Origin of the sequence: Streptomyces sp. NPDC056835 (genome assembly GCF_042789485.1) — a bacterium.
GTDB lineage: Bacteria > Actinomycetota > Actinomycetes > Streptomycetales > Streptomycetaceae > Streptomyces.
The window spans coordinates 132654-153432 of sequence record NZ_JBHUBB010000021.1 but is presented as its reverse complement, the minus strand read 5'-3'; the positions used below and the strand labels follow the sequence as shown (position 1 = coordinate 153432).

General features: G+C 71.3%; 22 protein-coding genes and 1 pseudogene. 12 read left to right on the top strand and 11 right to left on the bottom strand.

The genetic code is table 11. The features are described 5' to 3' along the window. Window positions 1-90: 90 nt before the first annotated feature. The 7 genes and pseudogenes from ACFRMN_RS24250 to ACFRMN_RS24220 form a co-directional block, all read right to left on the bottom strand. Window positions 91-654 (bottom strand): enoyl-CoA hydratase/isomerase family protein, encoded by a 564-nt coding sequence (locus ACFRMN_RS24250; protein ID WP_383022769.1) that lies wholly within the window; start codon window positions 652-654, stop codon window positions 91-93. A 288-nt stretch (window positions 655-942) separates the two neighbouring features. Beyond that, window positions 943-1524 (bottom strand): hypothetical protein, encoded by a 582-nt coding sequence (locus ACFRMN_RS24245; RefSeq protein ID WP_383022770.1) that lies wholly within the window; start codon window positions 1522-1524, stop codon window positions 943-945. A gap of 59 nt (window positions 1525-1583) precedes the next feature. Continuing rightward, a pseudogene (locus ACFRMN_RS24240) lies at window positions 1584-1738 on the bottom strand (lipocalin-like domain-containing protein); the annotation flags it as partial. Between the two features lie 86 nt (window positions 1739-1824). Then, the gene (locus ACFRMN_RS24235) at window positions 1825-2478 is read right to left on the bottom strand and encodes a cysteine hydrolase family protein (RefSeq protein ID WP_383022752.1); all 654 of its coding nucleotides are present in this window, start codon (window positions 2476-2478) and stop codon (window positions 1825-1827) included. Between the two features lie 121 nt (window positions 2479-2599). Continuing rightward, the gene (locus tag ACFRMN_RS24230; protein ID WP_383022751.1) at window positions 2600-3139 is read right to left on the bottom strand and encodes a hypothetical protein; all 540 of its coding nucleotides are present in this window, start codon (window positions 3137-3139) and stop codon (window positions 2600-2602) included. Window positions 3140-3336: 197 nt separating this feature from the next. Continuing rightward, a complete protein-coding gene (locus ACFRMN_RS24225) occupies window positions 3337-3558 on the bottom strand; it encodes a hypothetical protein (protein WP_383022749.1) in 222 nt (73 codons plus the stop codon). After that, window positions 3555-4139, bottom strand: coding sequence for a TetR/AcrR family transcriptional regulator (locus ACFRMN_RS24220; RefSeq protein WP_383022747.1), 585 nt, complete (start codon window positions 4137-4139; stop codon window positions 3555-3557). Before ACFRMN_RS24220 ends, ACFRMN_RS24225 begins: the two co-directional genes overlap by 4 nt. A gap of 81 nt (window positions 4140-4220) precedes the next feature. Between ACFRMN_RS24220 and ACFRMN_RS24215 the strand changes: the two genes are divergently transcribed. Next, window positions 4221-5081 carry an enoyl-CoA hydratase/isomerase family protein gene (locus ACFRMN_RS24215; protein ID WP_383022746.1) on the top strand — a complete coding sequence of 287 codons (861 nt, stop codon included), beginning with the start codon at window positions 4221-4223 and terminating at the stop codon, window positions 5079-5081. A 443-nt stretch (window positions 5082-5524) separates the two neighbouring features. Here ACFRMN_RS24215 and ACFRMN_RS24210 read toward each other — a convergent pair whose 3' ends face one another. Then, window positions 5525-6115, bottom strand: coding sequence for a TetR/AcrR family transcriptional regulator (locus ACFRMN_RS24210; RefSeq protein WP_383022767.1), 591 nt, complete (start codon window positions 6113-6115; stop codon window positions 5525-5527). Between the two features lie 92 nt (window positions 6116-6207). On the opposite strand from ACFRMN_RS24210, the gene ACFRMN_RS24205 reads away from it, so the two are divergent. From ACFRMN_RS24205 to ACFRMN_RS24190, 4 genes are all read left to right on the top strand, one after another. Next, complete coding sequence (locus ACFRMN_RS24205; RefSeq protein ID WP_383022744.1) at window positions 6208-6621, top strand: VOC family protein; 414 nt, start codon at window positions 6208-6210, stop codon at window positions 6619-6621. Between the two features lie 111 nt (window positions 6622-6732). After that, window positions 6733-8247: a hypothetical protein gene (locus tag ACFRMN_RS24200; RefSeq protein WP_383022742.1), complete on the top strand. Its 1515-nt coding sequence runs from the start codon at window positions 6733-6735 to the stop codon at window positions 8245-8247. A gap of 120 nt (window positions 8248-8367) precedes the next feature. Further along, window positions 8368-8874: a DUF5949 family protein gene (locus ACFRMN_RS24195; RefSeq protein ID WP_383022740.1), complete on the top strand. Its 507-nt coding sequence runs from the start codon at window positions 8368-8370 to the stop codon at window positions 8872-8874. A gap of 56 nt (window positions 8875-8930) precedes the next feature. Next, window positions 8931-9566: a vitamin K epoxide reductase family protein gene (locus ACFRMN_RS24190; RefSeq protein WP_383022739.1), complete on the top strand. Its 636-nt coding sequence runs from the start codon at window positions 8931-8933 to the stop codon at window positions 9564-9566. A 102-nt stretch (window positions 9567-9668) separates the two neighbouring features. Here ACFRMN_RS24190 and ACFRMN_RS24185 read toward each other — a convergent pair whose 3' ends face one another. The 3 genes from ACFRMN_RS24185 to ACFRMN_RS24175 form a co-directional block, all read right to left on the bottom strand. After that, window positions 9669-10019 carry a hypothetical protein gene (locus tag ACFRMN_RS24185; RefSeq protein WP_383022737.1) on the bottom strand — a complete coding sequence of 117 codons (351 nt, stop codon included), beginning with the start codon at window positions 10017-10019 and terminating at the stop codon, window positions 9669-9671. 208 nt (window positions 10020-10227) lie between these two features. Further along, window positions 10228-10719, bottom strand: coding sequence for a hypothetical protein (locus tag ACFRMN_RS24180; protein ID WP_383022736.1), 492 nt, complete (start codon window positions 10717-10719; stop codon window positions 10228-10230). Between the two features lie 328 nt (window positions 10720-11047). Then, window positions 11048-11287 (bottom strand): chaplin, encoded by a 240-nt coding sequence (locus ACFRMN_RS24175; RefSeq protein ID WP_383022734.1) that lies wholly within the window; start codon window positions 11285-11287, stop codon window positions 11048-11050. Window positions 11288-11760: 473 nt separating this feature from the next. Between ACFRMN_RS24175 and ACFRMN_RS24170 the strand changes: the two genes are divergently transcribed. Genes ACFRMN_RS24170 through ACFRMN_RS24140 form a run of 7 tightly spaced genes read left to right on the top strand, consistent with a single transcriptional unit; the run spans window position 11761 to window position 20765 of the window. After that, window positions 11761-12969: a glycosyltransferase gene (locus ACFRMN_RS24170; RefSeq protein ID WP_383022733.1), complete on the top strand. Its 1209-nt coding sequence runs from the start codon at window positions 11761-11763 to the stop codon at window positions 12967-12969. After that, the gene (locus ACFRMN_RS24165; RefSeq protein ID WP_383022731.1) at window positions 12966-14798 is read left to right on the top strand and encodes a sugar transferase; all 1833 of its coding nucleotides are present in this window, start codon (window positions 12966-12968) and stop codon (window positions 14796-14798) included. The genes ACFRMN_RS24170 and ACFRMN_RS24165 overlap by 4 nt, the downstream gene beginning before the upstream one ends. Continuing rightward, a complete protein-coding gene (locus ACFRMN_RS24160; RefSeq protein ID WP_383022729.1) occupies window positions 14798-16294 on the top strand; it encodes an O-antigen ligase family protein in 1497 nt (498 codons plus the stop codon). The genes ACFRMN_RS24165 and ACFRMN_RS24160 overlap by 1 nt, the downstream gene beginning before the upstream one ends. After that, on the top strand, window positions 16291-18009 hold the full coding sequence (locus tag ACFRMN_RS24155) for a lipid II flippase MurJ (protein WP_383022727.1): 1719 nt from the start codon (window positions 16291-16293) through the stop codon (window positions 18007-18009). The genes ACFRMN_RS24160 and ACFRMN_RS24155 overlap by 4 nt, the downstream gene beginning before the upstream one ends. Beyond that, window positions 17999-18859: a polysaccharide deacetylase family protein gene (locus tag ACFRMN_RS24150; protein WP_383022726.1), complete on the top strand. Its 861-nt coding sequence runs from the start codon at window positions 17999-18001 to the stop codon at window positions 18857-18859. Before ACFRMN_RS24155 ends, ACFRMN_RS24150 begins: the two co-directional genes overlap by 11 nt. Further along, window positions 18856-20016, top strand: a complete 1161-nt coding sequence (locus ACFRMN_RS24145) for a glycosyltransferase (RefSeq protein WP_383022724.1) — start codon at window positions 18856-18858, stop codon at window positions 20014-20016. Before ACFRMN_RS24150 ends, ACFRMN_RS24145 begins: the two co-directional genes overlap by 4 nt. Beyond that, the gene (locus tag ACFRMN_RS24140; protein WP_383022723.1) at window positions 20013-20765 is read left to right on the top strand and encodes a lipopolysaccharide biosynthesis protein; all 753 of its coding nucleotides are present in this window, start codon (window positions 20013-20015) and stop codon (window positions 20763-20765) included. The genes ACFRMN_RS24145 and ACFRMN_RS24140 overlap by 4 nt, the downstream gene beginning before the upstream one ends. Window positions 20766-20779 lie beyond the last annotated feature (14 nt).

Sequence of the window (20779 nt, the reverse complement as noted above, 5' to 3'; positions counted from 1 at the left end):
AGCTTCTTACGCCCCCGGTTGACCGTCCGGTCCCGGATCTCGAAGTCCATCGCATCCCCTGAGCTGGGGTGTTGCGAGGACCACTAGAACTCAAGGTATCCGGGAGGGGCTTTTGCGCGCTGTACAGCAGCAAAGAGATCGAAGAGGCGGCGCACCCCGGTGGGCGTTCTCCGGGCGGCCGGAAGAGCGGAAGAAGGCGCGAGACTGGCCGCGGACTCCTCGTCGGGAACCTGGACGCTCGCGTCGAGGAGGGACTTGCCCCCGGCCACCGCCACCTTGTCGAACCCCGCGATGCGGCGGGCGAACGTGTCGACGAAGCCTTCGAGCTCGCCCGCGGGGATGACCCGGTTGACGTAGCCGTACGCGGCGGCCAGCTCGGCGGGGGAAGTCGTCGGCGCCCAGCATGATCTCCATCGCGCGGCCGCGGCCTACTAGCCGGGCCATCGGGTTGCCCCCGGGGACCGATCCCGTGCCCACCTCGAACTGCCCCAGGACGGCCTGCGGCCCTGCGAACCGGATGTCGGTGGCCAGGACGAACTCGCTGCCGGCGCCCCGCGCCCGCCCGTTGATCGAGGTGATCGTCACCGCGGGTACCCGGCTGAGGCGGATGAGGTTGTCCGCGTAGGGGTGCAGCCCAGTGGGGCCGGGCTCCATCGCGGCCACCCGCGCCTGGTCGGACAGCTGCTCATGCCGCGAAGATAGAACGCGTGCAACACCGGCTCCAGGGCTTGCCAGGCCCTTGACTGAAAGATTCCGTCCGATGGTGCAGGGGATCTCACGCGGCCCGGAGCGGACACGCTTCGATGTCGCTGTGGCCTTCCTGGCGGGTCGCGCCACATTGCACGCGGCCTTCCCGCTTATCGAAGCTCACCGCCCGGTGGAGGACGTACACAAGGCCGCGATGACTCGCCCCGCTTGTGCCTTGGCGGCGTAAGTGTTGCCTCAGGTGCGGGTCAGCTCCCCGTCAACGAGCCGCCACAGTCCGTCTGTGTTGGCCCCGGCCAGAGCGTCGGGCAGCAGGTCATCGGGGAAGCCCTGGTACGTCACAGGACGCAGGAACCGGTCGATAGCCGTCATGCCCACCGAGGTGAAGCGGCTGTCCGTGGTGGCCGGGAAGGGGCCGCCGTGGATCGTGGCGTAGCCGACCTCCTGCGGGTGGGAAAAGGCGTTCACCACGATGCGGTTGGTACACCGCTCCAGGATTGGCAGGAGCCGCCGGGCGTCGTCGTGGTCCGTCTGATCGATGTGCATGACCGCCGTCAGCTGTCCGCGGAAAGCACGCGCCGCCGAGCCGCCAGGAGGCTGGTCCATTCCGGACAGACGCACCAGCAGCGCGGAAGGTCCGAAGACCTCCTCAGCCAGAGAGGGATCGCTGAGGAACCGGTCGCCATCGACTTCCAGCAGCCGGGAGCGGCCGTCCCAGGTGCGCTTCGGCTCGGGGCCTTCGGCTGCGATCCTGGCGCCGGAGTCGCGCTGTCCCCGCGCTTTGCGCTCGTAGGTGTCGTGGATGCCTGGCGTGAGCATGGCTCGTCCAGCACCCGGAAGGTGCCCGCGTACGCGACGAATCCCCGACCGGCCTCGGCCAGTTCCGCGGCGCTCCCGGCGTCCAGCCGCGGCTCGGCGAACCGGGGCCGGTCGCGCCGCATGAGCTGCGCGCTCATCCACCCTGCGGGGTGTAGACGATCAGCCCCTGCGCGTCCTCACCGAGCGGGTACTCCCGGTCTCCCGATTCGTCCACGGCCACGTACGCCACCAACCGCCACGCGCCGAGCAGCCTTTCTCCGAGGTTGTTCACCGTCGTCACCGCCGGTCCTTCATGGCCGGTCACGAGGCCACTGCGTGGGGCTGCGCGCCCACGGCCTTGACAAACTCGTTCGTGGTGAGGATGGCGTGGGCGTACTGCGGCGCGTTCACCTCGAACGTCGCCTTCATCTCGTCCCAGCTGAAGGAGCCGATGGCGTCCCTGATCAAAGTGACGTGGAAGCCGAGCTCCTGTCCGAAGCGCGCCGTGGTGTCCACGCAGGTGTTCGACTTCATCCCGATGATCACGACCTTCTGGATGTGGTGCTGCTTGAGCATCATGTCCAGATCGGTGTTGGCGAAGCCGCTGGAGGACCAGTGCTGGTGCATGATCAGCTCGTCCTCGCGGGGCTGGAAGTCCGGGTGCCACTGCGCGCCCCAGCTTCCCTTTGCGAAGGTCTGTCCCTTGACGACACGCTGCTGGGTCGGGGACAGCTGGTCCCAGCTGAGGTAGTCGCCCGGTTCCGTCTGGTGGTGCGGCACGATGAAGACGCGAAAGCCCTGGTCGCGGGCCACGGCGAGCATCGTGCGCATGTGGTCGAGTAGGTCTATGCCTTCTGCCACATCCTTGGCCTGCGGCCAGAGCTTCCCGCCCTCCGACAGAAAGTCGTTGTAGGGGTCGATGATCAGGAGAGCTGTCCGGTCGGGTGGGTAGGTCGTCGTGTCGGCAGTCACCATTCCTCAGTCCCATCACATTTGCGAACAAACGAGGGAACCGCTGACGGTTGGCGCGCGCCGTGAGGTCCCCGGGGGGCGCCGGCAGAGCGGAGCGCGCCTCTGCGGCCGGTTCCCCGTCCTTCTACGCGGGCGCGAGAGCCGCGTTCTCGATACTCTTGGCGAAGTGGGGGGTTTCCAGCCTGTTGTGCGCTGTCGAGGCGACCTTGTGGGCCTCGGACGCCTGATCGAAAGTGAGACCGGCCTTCTCCAGGAATTCCAGGAATTCGTCGGTGGGATGCACGGTCACTTCGTTGGTGAATTCCAGTCCGTCACCGTCGGGCTTCGCCGTGAGCTCCCAGATCACCTGGATCTTGCTGCGGCCACCGTCGGAGAAGACGTCGGAAGTCGACACCATCTTGCAGTGCAGCTTCTCGGTGACCTCACCGACGTAGTGCTCGATGAGGAGCGCGCTGCCGACCTGCTCGACGTTGATCGACATCGGCTGGCCGTCATCGGTCGTGGTGTAGCCCGCAGAGATATGGTCACCGGGGGCGCAGCGCTGGTACTCCGCGTCCGGGATGCTCAACAGCCACTTGGCGATATCGACCTTGTCCGCAGGCGCGTTGATGCGGGATGTGACGGCGGACTGCGCGAGAAGAAGGTCGTCGCGTATCTTCGTCATCGAAATTCCTCCACACGGTTGATTCCGAAGACGGACCACCGCGTCACCTCAACGAAAAACACTCGGCGCCACACCGTGGCCGCCATGGCTAACCGGTCCGACACCTCGGCCCCGATTCCATCTTCTCACTCCAGTGTGTTTGCAGCATCCTGCGAATCGTACAGAGAACGGGACGCCCGTCCCTTTCCCTGGCGTGCTCAGCCCGCAATGATCTGCTGGCCGCCGTCGATGTCGTATGTCGCGCCAGTGAGCGCCCCGTTGCACGGGATGTGCACAGCCAGGGCGGCGACGTCGCCGGGACCGACCAGTCGGCGGATGGGCAGCTTCGTCGCGATCACTTGGGCTGCTTCGTCTCGGGGCAGGCGGCGGCGCCGGTCACAGCGGTAGGGATCAAGGACTGTGGTGAGCCGGTCGATCACAAGCAAACCTGAGGTTCCCATGCGAAGATCCCTGCCGTCGCCATCGTTGTCCGACGTCGCGCCTTCGTCTCGTCGTCACCGAAACGGTCGATGCCCCAGGACAGGGCGAGGACCAGTTCGAACACCTCGTCCGCGGTGATCTCGTCGGCCACCTCGCCGGCCGCCTTGGCCGTGTCCAGCAGGACGCCGAGCCGCTCCACCAACGGCGCATTCGCCGATTGCAGCGGCGAGGCGTCGTCGTGGTGCGCGGTGGCGAGACAGGCCGGCAGGTCGTGCCAGATCCGCATCCCCCAGCTCACCCGCACCAGCCACTCGACGAGCGCCCCGCCCGGCGGCAGCGTGCGGGACAACTCGTCGGCCTCCGTCAGCGCTCGGATGAAGAAGCCCTCGATGACCGCGGCGAGCAGGTCGTCCCGGGTGGGGAAGTTCCGGTAGAGGGTGGCGTTGCCGACACCGGCGCGCAACGCGATCGCGTCGAGCGAGGCGAACACTCCGTCCGCCTCGAACGCTTCGCGCGCTGCGGTCAGGATCGCGTCGCGGTTGCGCTGCGCGTCGGCGCGAAGCGGGCGTGCTGTAACCAAGATCACTCCTCATTGACTAAATGGGGAGAGTCCCCACATACTCATTACCGGGGAAACTCCCCACTTATCGAAGGAGTCTATATGCCCTACGACGACCTGACCGGTCTGCGGATCACGGTGGACAACGGTGTCGCAACCGTCACCCTCGACCACCCGCCGCTGAACCTGATGGACGGTGTCCTGCTGCCGTCACTGCGCGGCTTCGTCAACCGGGTGCGCCACGACACCGACGTCCGCGTCGTTGTGTTCGACAGCGCCGACCCGGAGTTCTTCAGCGCGCACGGCGACATGGCTTACCTCACCGATCCGGAGGCGCTGCCCGCCGCCACAGCCGCCGCGGTCGCCGCCGCGCCGGACGTGCCCGTCCCGGACGGCATGAACATCCTGGAGGCCGTGAGCGACGAGGTGCGCAGCCTGCCGCAGGTCACCATCGGCAAGATCGCCGGCTTCGCCCGGGGCGCCGGCAACGAGTTTCTTATGTACCTCGACATGCGGTTCGCGGCGATCGGCCGGTCCGGCCAGGCCCAGCCCGAGGCCGTGATGGATATCCTTCCCGGCGGCGGCGGAACGGTCAACATGACCCGCCTGCTCGGCCGGGGACGCGCACTGGAACTGCTCCTCGGCAGCGAGCTGGTCGACGCCGAGCTGGCCGAACGCTACGGCCTGGTCAACCGCGCGGTCCCTGCCAACGAGATCGACGCCTTCGTCGACCGGCTGGCGCGCCGGATCGCTCGCCTGCGCCCCGAGGTCGTCGCCGCCATCAAGGCCACCGTCGAGACCATCACCCCGAAAATCCCCCACCAGGCGTACGCCGTGGAGAACGCCGCGCTGTACTCCCTGTTCACCGACGATATGGTCGCGTCGGCCCACAAGCAGCTCGCCGCGGGCGTGCAAACCCGAGAGGGCGAACGCGACCTGGAGAGCATCCTCGACAGCCTCTGATCAGCGGCCGTCCACGACATGAACGCGCGGTCCCTCTCGCTCGGCGCCGAGCGAGAGGTGGAGTTCACCTGTGGAGCAAACCGTCTCGTCACAATGAATTGCAACGAGCCATCAAGGAGCCTTTTCATCCTCGGTGGGCCTCCCAGCCCCGGCCCCGCTGACCCACCATCTGGGAAACGATCAACCACCAGACGGGAAGCGATCTTCAATTGCCTCCGACCCCGCAGGTGGGACGTACCCGTGAACACCCGACAACAACAAGGGAGGTTCACGAGTTGGCTCGTAGGCGGTTGATGAAATCCTGCCCGATCATTTCGATCGGGCGGGATTCGTCGTTTCCGGGCCGGTGGGGACGTCTGGGTGCGCAGGTCGGGGTGGGTGCTGGATGGAATCCGGTTTCTCCCGGCACCGGCACCGGGAGGAACGGGGCAGGGCGTCTCGGCTCAGGGAGTACGCAGCGCCTCCAGCATGTGTGACAGGGCGGCCCTTGTGGCCGTCAGGTCTTCGGGGTTGTCCGATTCCGCCAGCCACAGGGCCGCCTCGTTCATCGCGCCCGACAGCAAGTGGGTCAGTGGCGCGACGGGGTGGCGGGGGATCGTGCCGTTCTCGATCAATTCCGTGAGGATCTCGGCCAGGTGGTGGGCGGAGGTGGCCTCGTCCAGGGCGCGCCACTGCGTCCAGCCCAGGACCGCGGGGCCGTCGACGAGCATGACGCGCTGGATCTCCGGGGCGGTGGCGGCGGTGAGGAAGGACTGGCATCCCGTCGTGAACCGGGCCCAGGGATCGTCCTCGGCGTCGGCGGTTGTGGCCACTGTCCTGGCGACCTCCTGCTGCACCTCCTCCAGGACGGCGCGGAACAGGGCGGTCTTGCTGTCGAAGTGGTGGTACAGCGCGCCCTTGGTGACCCCGGCGGCGCGGACGATCTCCGACAGGCCCACCGCGCCGTAGCCCTGGGTCGCGAACAGGCGCCTGCCCTCGCGCAGGAGGGCCCGCCTGGTCTGTTCCCGCTGCCGCGCCCTGACGCTGTCCGCCATCACGTTCCCGTTCACGATCCCGTCCTTTGACATACCGATGGTATGCGGGCAGGATACCTTCACATACCGACGGTACGCGAAAGGTTCCCGCGATGCTGACCAGCTTCTATCCGGTGATCTGCACCTCCAAGATCCAGAGGTCCCGGGACTTCTACACCGGCCTGATGGGCTTCGAGACGACCTTCGAGGCCGACTGGTACGTGAGCCTGCGGCGGCCCGGGGCGCAGCCGTACGAGCTGGCTCTCCTCGACTACGACCACCCCACGCTGCCCGCCGCCTACCGCACACCGGTCCGCGGGCTGCTGCTCAACTTCGAGGTGGCGGACGTGGACGCGGAGTGGGAACGGCTCGTCGTCCGCGAGGGGCTGACGGCCGAGCTTGAGCTGCGCAGCGAGGACTTCGGGCAGCGGCACTTCATCGTGGCCGATCCCAACGGGGTCCTGATCGACGTCATCACGCCCATCCCGCCCACCGGCGAGTACGACGGCCAGTACGTGACCTCGTAGCCACGGTCGGCGCGCCCCGTCCGGCCTCATCCGGCCCGGTCCCCGCCCGCTGTTCGTCCGAGTGGCTTGTCCCGATGGCCGGGCGGGCGGCGCGGCGGCAGCGTAGGGCGCATGACAGAGACCCCGGCCGTCGCCGCGAGCCCGAGCGGGACGCGGCCCCGGGCCGACGGCGGGCGGGCGGTCCGTGACTTCGGATGGCCCGCCGCTGTCGCGGTGGCGTACACCATCCTCCAACTGGTGCTCGTCGTGCCCGGGTCGGGTCTCGGCTGGGACGAGACGGTGTACGTCAGCCAGGTCGCCAGGGACGCCGAAGCCGCGTTCTTCAGCGCGCCGCGCGCCCGGGGCATCACCCTCCTGATCGCGCCGGTGACGGCCCTGACCTCGTCCGTCGAGGCCCTCCGTGTCTATCTCGCGCTGCTGTCGGGCACCGGTCTCCTGCTCGCCCTGTGGGTCTGGCGACGGCTGCTCCCGGCGCGCGTACTCGCTCTCGCCGGCGCGCTGTTCGCCGGGCTGTGGATCACCGTCCTCTACGGCCCGCAGGTCATGCCGAACCTGTGGGTCGCCCTGGGGTCCCTCTTCGCGGTCGGCTGTTTCCTGCGGGCCGCGCGCGACCGGTCCGACCGCGCCGCGCTCGCCGGCCTGTGCGGGGGCGTGGCGTTCGTCGCGCTCATGCGTCCCAGCGACGCTCTCTGGCTCGCCCTGCCGCTCGCCGCCACCGCGCTCCTCGTCGGGGCGTGGCGGCGCCCGCTCCCACTGCTGGCGCTCGCCGTGGGCGCGGCCCTCGGCTGCGCGCCGTGGGCCGTCGAGGCGTACGCCGGTTACGGCGGCCTCTTCGCGCGGTTGCGGCGCGCCAGCGCGATCCAGGGGGACCTGGGCTGGCATCTGGCCTTCGACGACCAGGTGCGCGCGCTCGACGGGCGGCTGCTCTGCCGCCCCTGCGACATCCCCTGGCGGCGGCCCGTCACCGCGGTGTGGTGGTTCGTGCTGCCGCTCCTCGTCCTGTGCGGGGTGCTGGCCGCGGCGCGCGCGAGAAGGGCGGCCGTCGTGGTCGTGCCTACGCTGGCCGGGCTGTCGATGGCGGTGCCGTACGTCCTGCTCATCGGCTACGCCGCGCCGCGCTTCCTCCTCCCCACGTACGCGCTGCTCGCGCTGCCGGCGGCGACGGGCCTGGCCCGGATCGGCCGGGCGGCGTGGCCGCGCCCCCTGGCGGTGGGCGCTCTCGCGGCACTGCTGGCGGCGCATCTGGCGGTGCAGTACGCGGTCCTCGACAGCGCCGCCGCGCGCGGCCGTGCCAACAGGGTGGCGTTCGGCAGGGTGGCGGCCGAGCTGGCGCGCCACGGCGTACGGCCGCCCTGCGTGGTCAGCGGCGCGGAGGCCGTACGGCTCGCCTACCTCGCCGGCTGCGCGTCACGGCAGACCGGGGGCCACGACGGCTCCATCACCCCCGCGGGGCTCGTCGCACTCGCCCGCGACCGGCCGGTGGCCGTCGTGGTGGCGGGGGAGGACGCGCCGCCCGCGTACACCAAGGGGTGGCGCGTTGTGCGCCTTCCCGATCTGCCGGGCCAGAGCCACTGGCGCGCCTGGCTGTCCCCGGCCGCGCGGGGAAGTCCACGCGCGGACAGATGAATAAGTCTCGTACTGAAAAACGAAATTGAGAGAGTGATGTTTCGAAGTGGCGTGCGCGGTCCCCCACTTGGGTGAAGCGGGCTCACGGATATTCCCCGGGGGACACTACTGTGCCGCAACATGACCTCTATCAATTCCGCCTCGATCAGTGCGCGGAACGCCTCCAGGCTGGGCACTCTCTCGGTGATTTCCTGGACCAGCGATCCCACCGACGGCGAACGCAACCCGCCTTTCCTGCTCGCCTATTCACTCGGGGACGGCAAGGACGGGGCGGAGGCCGGCGAGGAGACGATGCGTACGGTGCTCGCCGAGGTCGGGCTGATCCCCGGCGGCGACTTGGTCGATGTCTCGAAGACCCCCAACGTGCCGATCACGCTGCTGGTGGAGGCGGGCCGCGCCGTACTGACGATGCCGTATCTGAACGCGCAGTGCCCCGTCCCGCCGGAGTGGGAGCGGGACGCGCGGGATCACGGGCAGGTCTACTTCATCGTCGCCACCCGGCCGTGGGCCGAGGCGACACCGGGCAGGCCCGTCGCCGCGGAGCAACTGCGCGCCTTCGCCGGGGACCGGACGATGCTCACCAGCGCCGCGCACTGCCTGGTGCCGGTACGCAGCCTGCGCGGCTGAGCGTCGGAAGCGCGGACAGACACCGGATGAGCACCGGAGGCAGGGGAGCGGACGTCATGGCAACGGTACTGGCCGAGAACAGGACCACCGACGAGCGTACGGACAGCACCGGCGGTGCGTGGGGCGGCGGCCGGGCCTTCGCGTTCGTGCTGATGATCAGCGGAGCGGCCGGGCTGCTCGCGGCCTGGGTGATCACCCTCGACAAGTTCAAACTGCTGGAGGACCCGGACTTCACCCCGGGGTGCAGTCTGAACCCGGTGGTCTCCTGCGGGAACATCATGAAGAGCGAACAGGCGTCGGCCTTCGGATTCCCCAACCCGATGCTGGGGCTCGCGGCGTACGCGGTGGTCATCGGCGTCGGCGCGGGGCTGCTGGCCGGGGCGCGCTACCGGCGCTGGTTCTGGCTCGGCCTGAACGCGGGAACGCTCTTCGGTGTCGGCTTCTGCGCCTGGCTCCAGTACCAGTCGCTCTACAGCATCAACTCGCTGTGTCTGTGGTGCTGTCTGGCCTGGGTCGCCACCATCGTGATGTTCTGCTACGTCACCGCGCACAACATCGAGCACGGGATCCTGCCCGCGCCCACGGGCCTGCGGGGCGCGCTCGCCGAGTTCCACTGGGTGCCGCCGGTGCTGTGGACCGGCGGCATCGGGATGCTCGTCCTGACCCGCTGGTGGGACTTCTGGACCAGCTGATCGCGTCAGCCGAAGCCGGGCCGGGCCGGCTACGGCGGCTGCGGCGGCTACGGGGTCCGGGCCCTCGCGGGGCCCGGACCGTCCGGAAACCGCCGCCGGAGACTACTTGCCGAGCGGAAGCCCACCGAGCAGCTTGTTGCCGGTCGACGTACCGACGATCTCCTTGGCGCCCGTCTTGCCCGACGTCTTCTTGCCGGCGGTCTTGCCGTTCGCCTTGCCGCCCTTCTTCTTGTTCAGGCTGTCCGTGGCACCCTTCACGACGTTCAGCACGGACCCCGGGTTCTCGGTGTCCAGCGCGTTGGTGTTCAGCGGCCGGGGGTCCTTGAGGCCCTCGCTCAGCACGGTCTCCAGACCGCCATTGAGGCTCATGCCCTCGGCGGCGAACGCCGGGGTGGCGGCACCCAGAGCCATCACGGAACCGGCGACGACGGCGGCGACCTTCATGGGCTTCATGGTGAATCCTTCTTTCAGCGATGTCTGTTGCGAGACAACTCACGCTTCGCACAGGCCTCTTGGAGGTCCCATTCGCGTGGTCGCTCGTCATCAGTAACGACGCGTGCGCGCGGCGGAAACTCCGTCGGGAAGGAATTCTGGACAGGCCACTCGAATGAAGGGGACTCGCCCTATGTCCGTATCGAACGAGCGGCCGGGCGGCGGCCGTTCACGGCTGCTGGAGATCAACGGCGGCGGGTTCGATTACTGAGTCCGTGGTCTTCTCCACGGTCACCACCACATCGGCTTGCGCGTCGGCCGGAGCGGCGGCCTTCAGGGCGGCCACGGCGTCCCTGATGGCCTTGGTGTGCTTCTCGATATCCGCGGGCGAGAGTTCGCCGCCGGGAGCCTTCAGCGCCGCCTGGACCAGATCGGCGACGGGCTTCAGTACGTCCCCGACGTTCTTCAGGGGCTCGGTCTCCTGCGCGGGCGTCGCGGGCGTTGTGGGCGCCGTGAGCGCCGCGCTCGACGTGGATGCCGTGGATGCCGGGGGCGCCGTGGATGCCGCCGGGCCGGGCGCGGGGGCCGGCGCGGGGGCCGGCGCGGTGTCGGTGCCGGTGTCGCGCGGGAGTTCACGGGCGGCGGCCGGGGCCGTGGTGCCGAGTACGAGCGCGGCGGAGACGGCGGCGGTCGTGACGCGGCGGGAGAGCTGGAGACGCATGCCTGGTCCTTTCGGGACGAGTCGGAAGGTTCTCCTCACCGTCCGTTCCCCGCGCGGGGCCCGCAACCGAACGGGCACCTCCCGTACGGTCCGTCGGACTCCGCCCGTATCCGGCCCGGCCTGTTCCCACCTGGCCCGACGCACCCGGATGGCGCCCGCGCGCAGCTGTGCCGCGCCGCCGGAAGAGTGGACACGCGGGCGCGTAAGGGTGACCCACGGAACCCCCCGGACAGCGGAAGAGCCGCTCCGCCCCCGAGGGGAAGAGCGGCTCTCGCGTGCGACGTCGACGCGCCGTCGGGCGTGGCGCCGACAGTGACAGCGAAGGGCGTCAGGCGTTGACGCAGGTGTTGCCGAAGGCCGGGTTGAGCAAGCCGATGACGTTGATCGTGTTGCCACAGACGTTCACGGGCAGGTGGATCGGGATCTGAACGACGTTGCCGGAGAGGACACCCGGGGAGCCGACAGCCGCGGCTTCCGCACCGGCGTCGGCGAAGGCGGCGCCGGAGGCGCCGGCGACAGCGGCGGCGGCCGCGGTGGAGAGAACAACAGCCTTGGCGATACGCGACATGGAGTAGGGCTCCTCGGTCGAAAGGGGACGCTATACGCGCCGGGCGCTATTGCCCGACCTATGCATCAACGCCGAAGGCGCCCGTCGGTTGTGCGTCCGAATGAGTGACGTCCCGTGTGTCACCCGGCCGGGTGCGGCGACCGGCCGACCCCGGAACGGCCGCTCCTAAGAGTCCTTTTGTACGTTCAGCGCGATTCAGCGCGTCTCACGTGATTTTCACTCCGCCCTCTGTAAAGGTGCCTTCTTGTTTCGATCTTCAAGGCAGAGAGTCAATTTGATGAATTCGGCGGTTCTTTGGGTCGGTAATGAATTCAAGGGGCGCCGGATGACTCAAGCGTTCGATTCGGCGTCAAGCGTGACCCCTGCCGCACCGGTGCGTTTTTCGTAGGAGCGGAAAACCGGACCTGAACTCCGGGCGCCCGAGCCCGCTCGAAGAGATCGTTTTCCCGTATCCACGAGTGGAGGAGTCGCGCGTGCAGTCACAACGGCACCGGCCCGGGGCCGGCTTCACCGCGCTCCACCTCGTCCAGCCGGTCGACGGCGGAGTGGCCAGGGTGGTTCTGGATCTGGTCGAGGCGCAACTGGAGACCGGCGTACGGGTGGCCGTCGCCTGTCCCGGGGAAGGGCCGCTGGCCGCGGCGGCGGCCCGGCTCGGCGCCGAGGTCCACGGCTGGCGGGCGACCCGAGACCCCGGGCCCGGACTGGTCCGTGAGGTCGGGCAGGCCGCCCGGGTGGTACGGCGGGTCCGGCCCGATCTGGTGCACGCCCACAGCGCGAAGGCCGGACTGGCCGGACGGCTCGCCGTCCGGGGCCGGGTACCCACCGTCTTCCAGCCGCACGCCTGGTCGTTCGAGGCGGTCGGCGGCATGACGGGCCGGCTGGCCGGCCACTGGGAGCGCTGGGCCGTCCGGTGGACCGACAGGGTCGTATGCGTCAGTGACGCGGAACGGCGCACCGGCGAGCGGGCCGGAATCCACGCTCCCTGGTCCGTCGTCCACAACGGGGTCGACGTCGGACGGTTCGGATCCGCGGCCACGGCCGGGCCGTCCGCTTCCGCGGACATGGCCGACACCACCGCCGCGCGGGCCGCGCTCCCGCCGCTGGCCGACCTCCCACCGGGCACACCCGTCGTGCTCTGTGTCGGGCGGCTCTGCCGGCAGAAGGGGCAGGACATCCTGCTACGGGCCTGGCGGCAGATCCTCCTCCAGTTGCCACGGGCGCGGCTGGTCCTCGTCGGGGACGGTCCGGACGCCGCCGCGCTGCGCGCCGCCGCGCCGCCGTCGGTGGTCTTCGCGGGCGCCGTACCGGACACCGCGCCCTGGTACCGGGCGGCTGATCTGGTCGTCCTGCCCTCGCGCTGGGAGGGCATGGCGGTGGCCCCGCTGGAGGCCATGGCGAGCGGCAGGGCCGTCGTCCTCAGCGACGTGGACGGCGCGCGCGAGAGCCTGCCGCCCGGTCACGAAGCGCTCTGTCTCATTCCGCCGGAGGACCCGCCCGCGCTGGCGGCGGCCATCGGCGCTCTGCTCCGCGACGCGCCATTGCGCGAAGCCATCGGCCGCCAGGGCCATCAGCACGTACTCAGCACCTATGACGTGCGGCAGACAGCGCGGGCCATCGCGGACGTGTACCGCGAAGTCGCCTCCGTGCCGCGCCCCGAACGCAGGGAGCCGATTCCCCAGTGACCACGGAAAGCACCAGCGTTCCGCCGCCGACCGGGCGGGCGCGGACAGCGGAACAGGCCATGGGGCAACAGGCCCTGGGACAACAGACGGTGGGGCAGCAGACGGTGGGGCAGCAGACGGTGGGACAGAAAGGGCTGGGACAGAAGGCGCTGGGGCAGCAGACCGTCGGACCGCAGACCCCGGGGCCACAGACCCTGGGACAGCAGGTCCTGCGGCGCCCCCCGATCGCCTCCCCCCGCGACACCCCGGACCGCCTCGCGCCGCCCGCCCGCCGTCCCGGGGGCTCCCCGCTGCGCTTCGGGCTGCCGCTGATCGCCTCGGACGTGTTCGCGGCGCTGTTGTCCACCGTCGTACTCAACGACGAGCAGCGCGACGCCGTTCTCGTCGTCCAGCTCATCGTCTGGGTGACCGTACTGAACGCGTCCGCCGGGCTCTACCGTTCCGGGGTCGCTCTGTCGGGGCTTGACCAGCTCCCCGCGCTCGCCGCCCGGATCGCGGTGGCCTGGTGCGCCGCCGCGGCCGTACTCGCCGCGCTCCTCCCCTCACTGGCCGTGGGTGTCCCGGCGCTGCTGGGCGGCTGCGTGCTCCAGCTCGCCGTCGCCTGCGGCGGCCGTTCACTCCTGCACACCCGGCGCCGCGCCGTCGCGCGCGACCGGCTGCGGTCCGCGCTCGTCGTCGGGTCGGGTCCGGACGCCCGGCGGCTGGCCGCGCTGCTCGCCCAGCACCCCGAGTACGGCCTGCGGCCCGTCGGGATCGCCGGGCCGGCCCAGGACGACGACGAGGCGGACCGGGCCGCCACCAGAACCGGCGGGCGGGACGGCGGGGTGATGGACGCCCCCGCCCTGCCGGTGCTGACCTCGGCCGAGGAGATCCACCGGGCGGTCATCCAGAACGGTGTTCAGGACGCGCTGTTCATCGACCACCGGTTCATCGACCGTGACCACGGGCTCAGCGGCTCCGGGTTCGACGAGCCGGGGTTCGGTCAGCCGGGGTTCAGCGATTCCGGGTTCCATGAGCCCGGATTCCAGGACTCCGGATTCCGCGACAACGGCGCCGCCGACCCCGGCGACGGCACGGACCGCGGTACGGAGCGCGCGGCCCTCGTCGCGCTGTTCCATGAGTACGGCTGCGCCACCTGGTTCGTCGGCGCCGGGCCGTGGGACCTGACCGCCGCGCCCGTCGCCATGGAGCGGCACCTCTGGGGGTTCGCCGCCCGCCGGGTCGAGCCGCCCGCCGTAGGCCGCCGGCGCCGTGACGCGGTCGTCAAACGGCTGCTGGACGTGGTGTTCACGCTTCCGCTGCTGGTGGCCGCCTCCCCGGTGCTGCTGGTCTGCGCGCTCGCCGTCCGGCTCTGCGACGGTCCCGATGTGCTCTTCCGCCAGGAACGCGTCGGACAGAACGGCCGCACCTTCACCCTGCTGAAGTTCCGCACCCTGCGCCCGGCCGACGAGCACGAGTCCGCCACCCGCTGGAACATCGCCAACGATCTGCGGATGAGCCCGGTGGGCGGTCTGCTGCGCCGTACGTCGATGGACGAACTGCCCCAGCTCTGGAACGTACTGCGGGGCGACATGAGCCTCGTCGGGCCCCGGCCCGAGCGTCCGTTCTTCGTCGCCAACTTCAGCAAGACCCAGCCCGGTTACGCGGCCCGGCACCGGATGCCCGTAGGGATCACCGGTCTCGCGCAGGTGCACGGGCTGCGCGGGGACACCTCCATCGAGGAGCGGTCGCGGTTCGACAACCACTACATCGACCACTGGTCGCTGTGGCAGGACGTGTGCATCCTGCTGCGGACCGCCGCGTCCCTCGTCCGCCCGGCGGGCAGCTGATGGCCGCCGACGCCACCGGCGTCGTTTTCCCGGGCGCCGTCGGGGTCGCCGGGCCGACCGCCCGTCATCCCGCCGCCCGCGGGCGCGCGGACCGGCCGCTTCCGGCGGCGGGTCCGTGGGGACACGTCCTGCGCCGGTCGGCGCATCTGCTGCCGGCCGTCGCGGTCGTCGCGTTGCTCGCCGTGCCCTCGGCGCCGGCCGGGGACGGCTCCGCCGGGTCCGGGGGCGTCGCGGACGCGGCCTCCGGACTGCTCGTCCTGTACTGCCTCGTACGCGTCCTGCGCGACCGCGCCCGGCCGCTGACCCGTACCGCCGCGCTCGTCCTCGGGCTTCCTGTGCTGGGCGTGGGCATCGCGGCGGTCACCGCCCACGACCCGGCCTCCAGCCTGCCGGGAGTGGCGCGCTACCTCCAGATCTTCGTGCTGGTGCCCGGCGCGCTGCTGCTCCTCCTGCGCGACCGCCGCGACTTCCGGCTGGTCGCCGGGTCCGTCGTCGTCCTCGCGCTGGCGCAGGGCGCGGTCGGCGTCACGCAGTATCTGACCGGCACCGGCGCCTCGTACATGGGCGAGGAGATCCGCGCGGTCGGCACCTTCGGCCCCACCGACGTGATGGGCATGGCCACGGTCGTCGCGTACGGACTGATCATCTGCGTCGGCTTCGCCCTGAGCCCGGCGGCGAACGGGGCGAACGGGGCGGACGGGGCGGACGGGTCGGACGGTGCGGACGGCCGCGGGCGGCACGTGGCCCGCGTGCGGCGCGCCGTCGCGCTCGGCTGCGCCGGGCTGCTGGCCGTACCCCTCGCCCTGTCCTTCAGCCGCGGCGCCTGGATCGCCACCGCCGTGGCCGTCGTTCTCCAGCTGACGCTGTCGGGGCCGCGCCGCGCCGTCGTGGTCGTTCTCGTCGCCGGGGCGCTCGGTGTCGTACTCGTCGGAGGTCTCGGTATCGGCTCGCAGATGATCAACGAGCGGCTGGACAGCATCACGCGGGTCACCGACGCGCCCGACCAGTCCGTCACCGACCGGTACACCATGTGGGCCGCGGCCACCGACATGTGGCGCGAGCACCCCGTCACCGGCGTCGGGCTGAAGGGCTTCCCCGCCCACCGCGACAGCCACGCCTCACTCGCGCTCTCCGCCGCCAGCGACACCGAGGGCGCCGGTCTCGGCTTCCAGCGTCAGCCGCTGCTCTCCCCGCACAACATGTATCTGCTCGTCCTCAGTGAACAGGGGCTGCTGGGCATCGTCGCCCTGGCGGGCGGCTGGGCGGCGCTCCTCGTCCGCGCACTGCGCCGGCTGCCCGGCGCGTACCGCTCCCGTACCGGCGCCGACTGCGGCCTCGCCGTCACAGGGCTGCTGGTCTGGCAGCTCGTCGACTTCAGTTACGCGGACATCGGCGGCCCCTCGACCGTACTGACCGCCGTGATGCTCGGCCTCGCGGCCCGGTGGGCCCTCGGGCCTGTCGGGCGGCCCGCGAGGAGTGAGGCCGGTCGCGCGTGAGCGATACGAAGCACTCCCTTCCCGCCGTGCCGCCGCAGCCCGAGCCGCCCTCCGTGAAGAGAGCGAAGGGCGGGGGCACGAGAAGAGACGGTACGGGCGGAGCCGGCCCCGGCGCGGAGGGCCGCGGCTCCTTCACCTCCGGACGGTTCCTGGCGCGCGCGGCGTTCCTCACCGCGCTGCTGACCGCCGCCGGGGCGCTGCTCGGGCTCGTCCGCGACCAGACCATCGCGCATCTCTACGGCGCCGGCCCCGACACCGACGCCTTCCTGGTCGCCTGGACCGTGCCCGAGGTGGCCGCCACGCTCCTCATCGAGGACGCCATGGCGCTGATCCTCGTACCGGCGTTCAGCCTGGCACTGGCCCGGCGCGCCACCGCACCGGGCCTGGACCCGGATCCCGTACGGCTTCTGGTGCGCAGCACGCTGCCCCGGCTGTTCCTCGCCCTCGGCGCGGGCTCGGCCCTGCTGGTGGCCACCGCGCCCTGGGTGGTGGCCGTCCTCGCGCCGGGGCTGCCCGAGCCGGGGCTCGCCGTCGACTGCACCCGGCTGACCGCCACCTGTGCCTTCACCTTCGGCATGGCCGGCTACTGCAGCGCGGCGCTCCGCGCGCACGGCAGCTTCACGGCGCCCGCGATGATCTACGTCGCGTACAACGCCGGGATCATCACCACCATGCTGGCGGTCCGCGACCGGTGGGGGGTACGGGCCGCCGCCGCCGGGGTCGCCATCGGCGGCGCGCTGATGGTGCTCGTCCAGGTGCCCGTCCTGTGGCGCGGGCTGCGCGCCCGTCGGCCGGTGGTGGTGACCACGACCGGTCAGGGGCCGAAGGCCGCGGGCGTCGGACCGCCCGTCGCCCTCGCCCTGCTCGCGCCCGTCATCGTCTTCGCGCTCAGCCGGCAGTCGCAGGTCCTCATCGAGCGGTTCCTCGCCGCGCCGCTGCCGGCCGGCGCCATCTCGCATCTGAACTACGCGCAGAAGGTCGCGCAGATCCCCATGACGCTCTCCATGATGCTGTGCACCGTCACCTTCCCGGTGGTCGCCCGCGCCATGGCGGCGGGGGACACCGAGCGGGCCAGGCTCCGGGTCGAGCGTGATCTCGCGCTGGCCGGGATAATCGTGCTGACCGGCGCCGCCACGGTGGTCGCCTGCGCGCCGCAGATCATTGAAGTGCTCTTCCAGCGCGGTGCGTTCGACCCGGCGGACACGGCGGCGACCGCCGATGTGATGCGGGTGTACGCGCTCGGCCTGCTGGGCCACACGCTCGTCGGGGCGCTCGTACGCTGCTACTTCTCCGCCGCGCGCCCGCTGTGGTTCCCCGCGTTCGCCATGCTCACCGGGCTCGCGCTGACCACCGGCGTGGGCACCCTGCTCGTACAGGTGTGGGGCGTGCTCGGTATCGCCGCCGCCAACGCGCTCGGTATCACCGTCACCGCCGCCCTGATGCTGTACCGGGTCGGCCGGCACAGCGTGCCCGTCAGCCTCCGGTTCATGACCGGTGGCCTGGTCAAACTCGGCGCCGCCGCGGCGGCGGCCACCGGCTCCGGATGGCTCTGCGGAGCCCTCGTCCCGTCACCCGTCCTGGGCGCCATGGCTGCCTGCGTGGTGGTGAGCGCGGTGTTCCTCGTCATCGCGCACGCCCTGCGGGCCCCCGAGACCGACACCATCCTCCGCTTCCTCACCCGCCCCCTCACACGAAAGCTCGCGCATGCCCGCTGACACGGTGTCCGCCGGCCCCCTGTGGGCCGCCATGTACCACTCCGTAGCCGATCCCACCGACGACCCCTACCGGGTGACGGTCTCGCCCGACCGGCTCGAACGGCAGCTGCGCTGGCTGCGCCGCCGGGGGCTGACCGGCGTCAGTATGGACCGGCTGCTGCGCGCCCGCGCCGGAGGGCGGGGCGCCGGGCTCGTCGGGCTCACCTTCGACGACGGGTACGCCGACTTCCTGGAACAGGCCGTCCCGCTGCTGCGCCGCTACGCGTTCACCGCGACCGTCTTCGTCCTGCCTGGCCGTCTCGGCGGTACGAACGAATGGGACAGTCCCGGCCCGAGCAAACCCCTCCTCACCGCGGACGGCATCCGCGCGGCGGCGCGGGCGGGCATGGAGATCGGCTCGCACGGACTGCGCCACACCGATCTGACCAAGGCCGACGACGCGCTGCTCGCGGCCGACACCGCACGGAGCCGGGAGCTTCTGCGTGACCTGCTGCGGGATCTGACCGGACGTCACGAGGTGGCCGGTTACTGCTACCCGTACGGCGCGGTCGACGCTCGCGCCATCAGGGCCGTACGCGCCGCGGGTTACGCGTACGCCTGCGCCATCAGCCCGGGGCCGCTCACCGGTGTGTTCGCCCTGCCCCGCGTCCATGTCGGGGAGAGCGACACCGGTCCCAGGCTGCACCTCAAGCGGCGGCTGCACCACTGGCGCCGCGAGCCCGTTCCGGCCGGGGAGTACGCCGAGTACGCGGCGCACACCAGACGGACCTCGCTGGACGCGGTGGCCGCGGTGGCGGCCGTGCCCTCGATGGCCGCCGCGGCCGACACCCGGGCGGCGACGACGACATGAAGGTGCTGCACATCATCACCGGACTCGGCATCGGCGGCGCCGAGCAGCAACTCAGGCTCCTGTTGCGGCAGTTGCCGACCGACAGCGAGGTCATCACGCTCACCAACCCGGGAGCGGTCGCCGAGGGCATCGTCGCCGACGGCGTCCCCGTCACCGACCTCGACATGGCGGGGAACCGCGACCTCGCCGCCCTGCCCCGGCTCGCGCGGCTGATCAAGCGCGGACGGTACGACCTGGTGCACACGCACCTCTACCGTGCCTGTCTGTACGGGCGGTTCGCGGCGCGCCTGGCCGGCGTACGGACCATCGTGGCCACCGAACACTCCCTCGGAGCCGTCCAGATCGAGGGCCGGCCGCTCTCCGCGGGCGCCCGCTCCCTCTATCTCGCGGGCGAACGCCTGGGCACCGCGACCGTCGCCGTCTCCGCCACCGTCGCCCGGCGCCTGGAGCGCTGGGGCGTGCGCCCCGACCGTATCCATGTGGTGCCCAACGGCATCGAGGTCGGGCGCTTCGCCTACGACGAGACCGCGCGCGGCGCGGCCCGCGCGCGCCTGGGACTGCCCCAGGACGCCTTCGTGGTCGGCGGGGTGGGACGGCTCACCGGTGGCAAACGCTTCGACCGGCTCGTACGGGCCGTCGCCGAACTGCCCGACGCACGCCTCCTCCTGATCGGTGAGGGACCCGAGCGCGACCGGCTCCTGCGGCTCGCGCGGGAGCGGGGCGCGGCCGACCGGATCCTGCTGCACGGCGCCTGCCAGGACCCGCCGCCCCCGCCCTCGGCGCACCCGTCGCGGCGCCGGCCGGATCTCCCCGCGCTGCTCGCGGCCATGGACGTCTTCGTCTCCACCTCCCCCGACGAGGCGTTCGGACTCGCCGTCGTGGAGGGGCTGGCGGCCGGGCTGCCGGTCCTCCATGTCACCTGCCCCGCCCTCCAGGACCTGCCCGCCGACGCCGCGCCGGGAGCGCGCCGGGTCAGCGGCTCCGTACCCGGACTCGTCGACGAACTAAGGCGGTTCGGGGCGGCGGGGCCGCGCCGGCTGCCCGTACCCCCGGCCGCGCGCCACTACGACATCGCCCACAGCGCCCGCCAGTTGATGACCGTCTACGAGAACGCCGTTCGCGGCCCGGCCCCCCTCCGAGAAGTGAGCTGCTCATGACCCCGCACACCACCCCCCCGCGACGCCCGGCCGCGCGTCGCCGGCCCGCCGTCCCCGAATCCGTGGCCGTCTCCGCCCCGCGGCGTCGGGCCCGACTCCCGCTGTCGAAGGTGGCGGCGCTGCCCGCCCGCTGGATCGTGCCGGCCGCGGTCCTGGCCGGGGCGCTGGCAGGCGGTACATACGGGATGCTCCGCACGCCGCAGTACTCGGCGACCAGTTATGTCATCGTCGTACCGACGGAGAAGTCCGACCCGGCCGCCGCGCTGGGGTTCGCGACGGCCTACGGGCGTGTCGCCGCGCAGGTCGCGCTGATCGGTGACGCGCCGGTCTGGGCCGGGGTGCCCGCGCGGACGCTCCGGGAGAGTGTGCGGACGGCCACCTCGCCGGACGCTCCGATGATCTCCGTGACGGCGACCTCGGACCGGGCCTTGACCGCGGTGAGCATGGCGGACGGGGTGGCACGGGCGCTGGTCGTCAACGGCTCCCATATGCAGGGCAGTACGAGGGTACGGGTGCTTCAGTTCTCCCGAGCGGTCGAGCCGACCGGTCCGGTGACCCCCTCGGCCGGGCTGTCGGCCCTGGTCGGCGGTTGCGCGGGCGGGCTGCTCGGCGGGCTCGGTCTGCTGGTCAGGCCGAAACGGCGGCCTGGTGAGTTCCACGCGAACGTACCCGGCCCGGCGACATCACCCCAGCCGCACTCCCAGGCGCAGCCGATGCCGCCATCGCTGCCGCAGTCGGAAACGGTGTGAGAGCCTGATGGCCG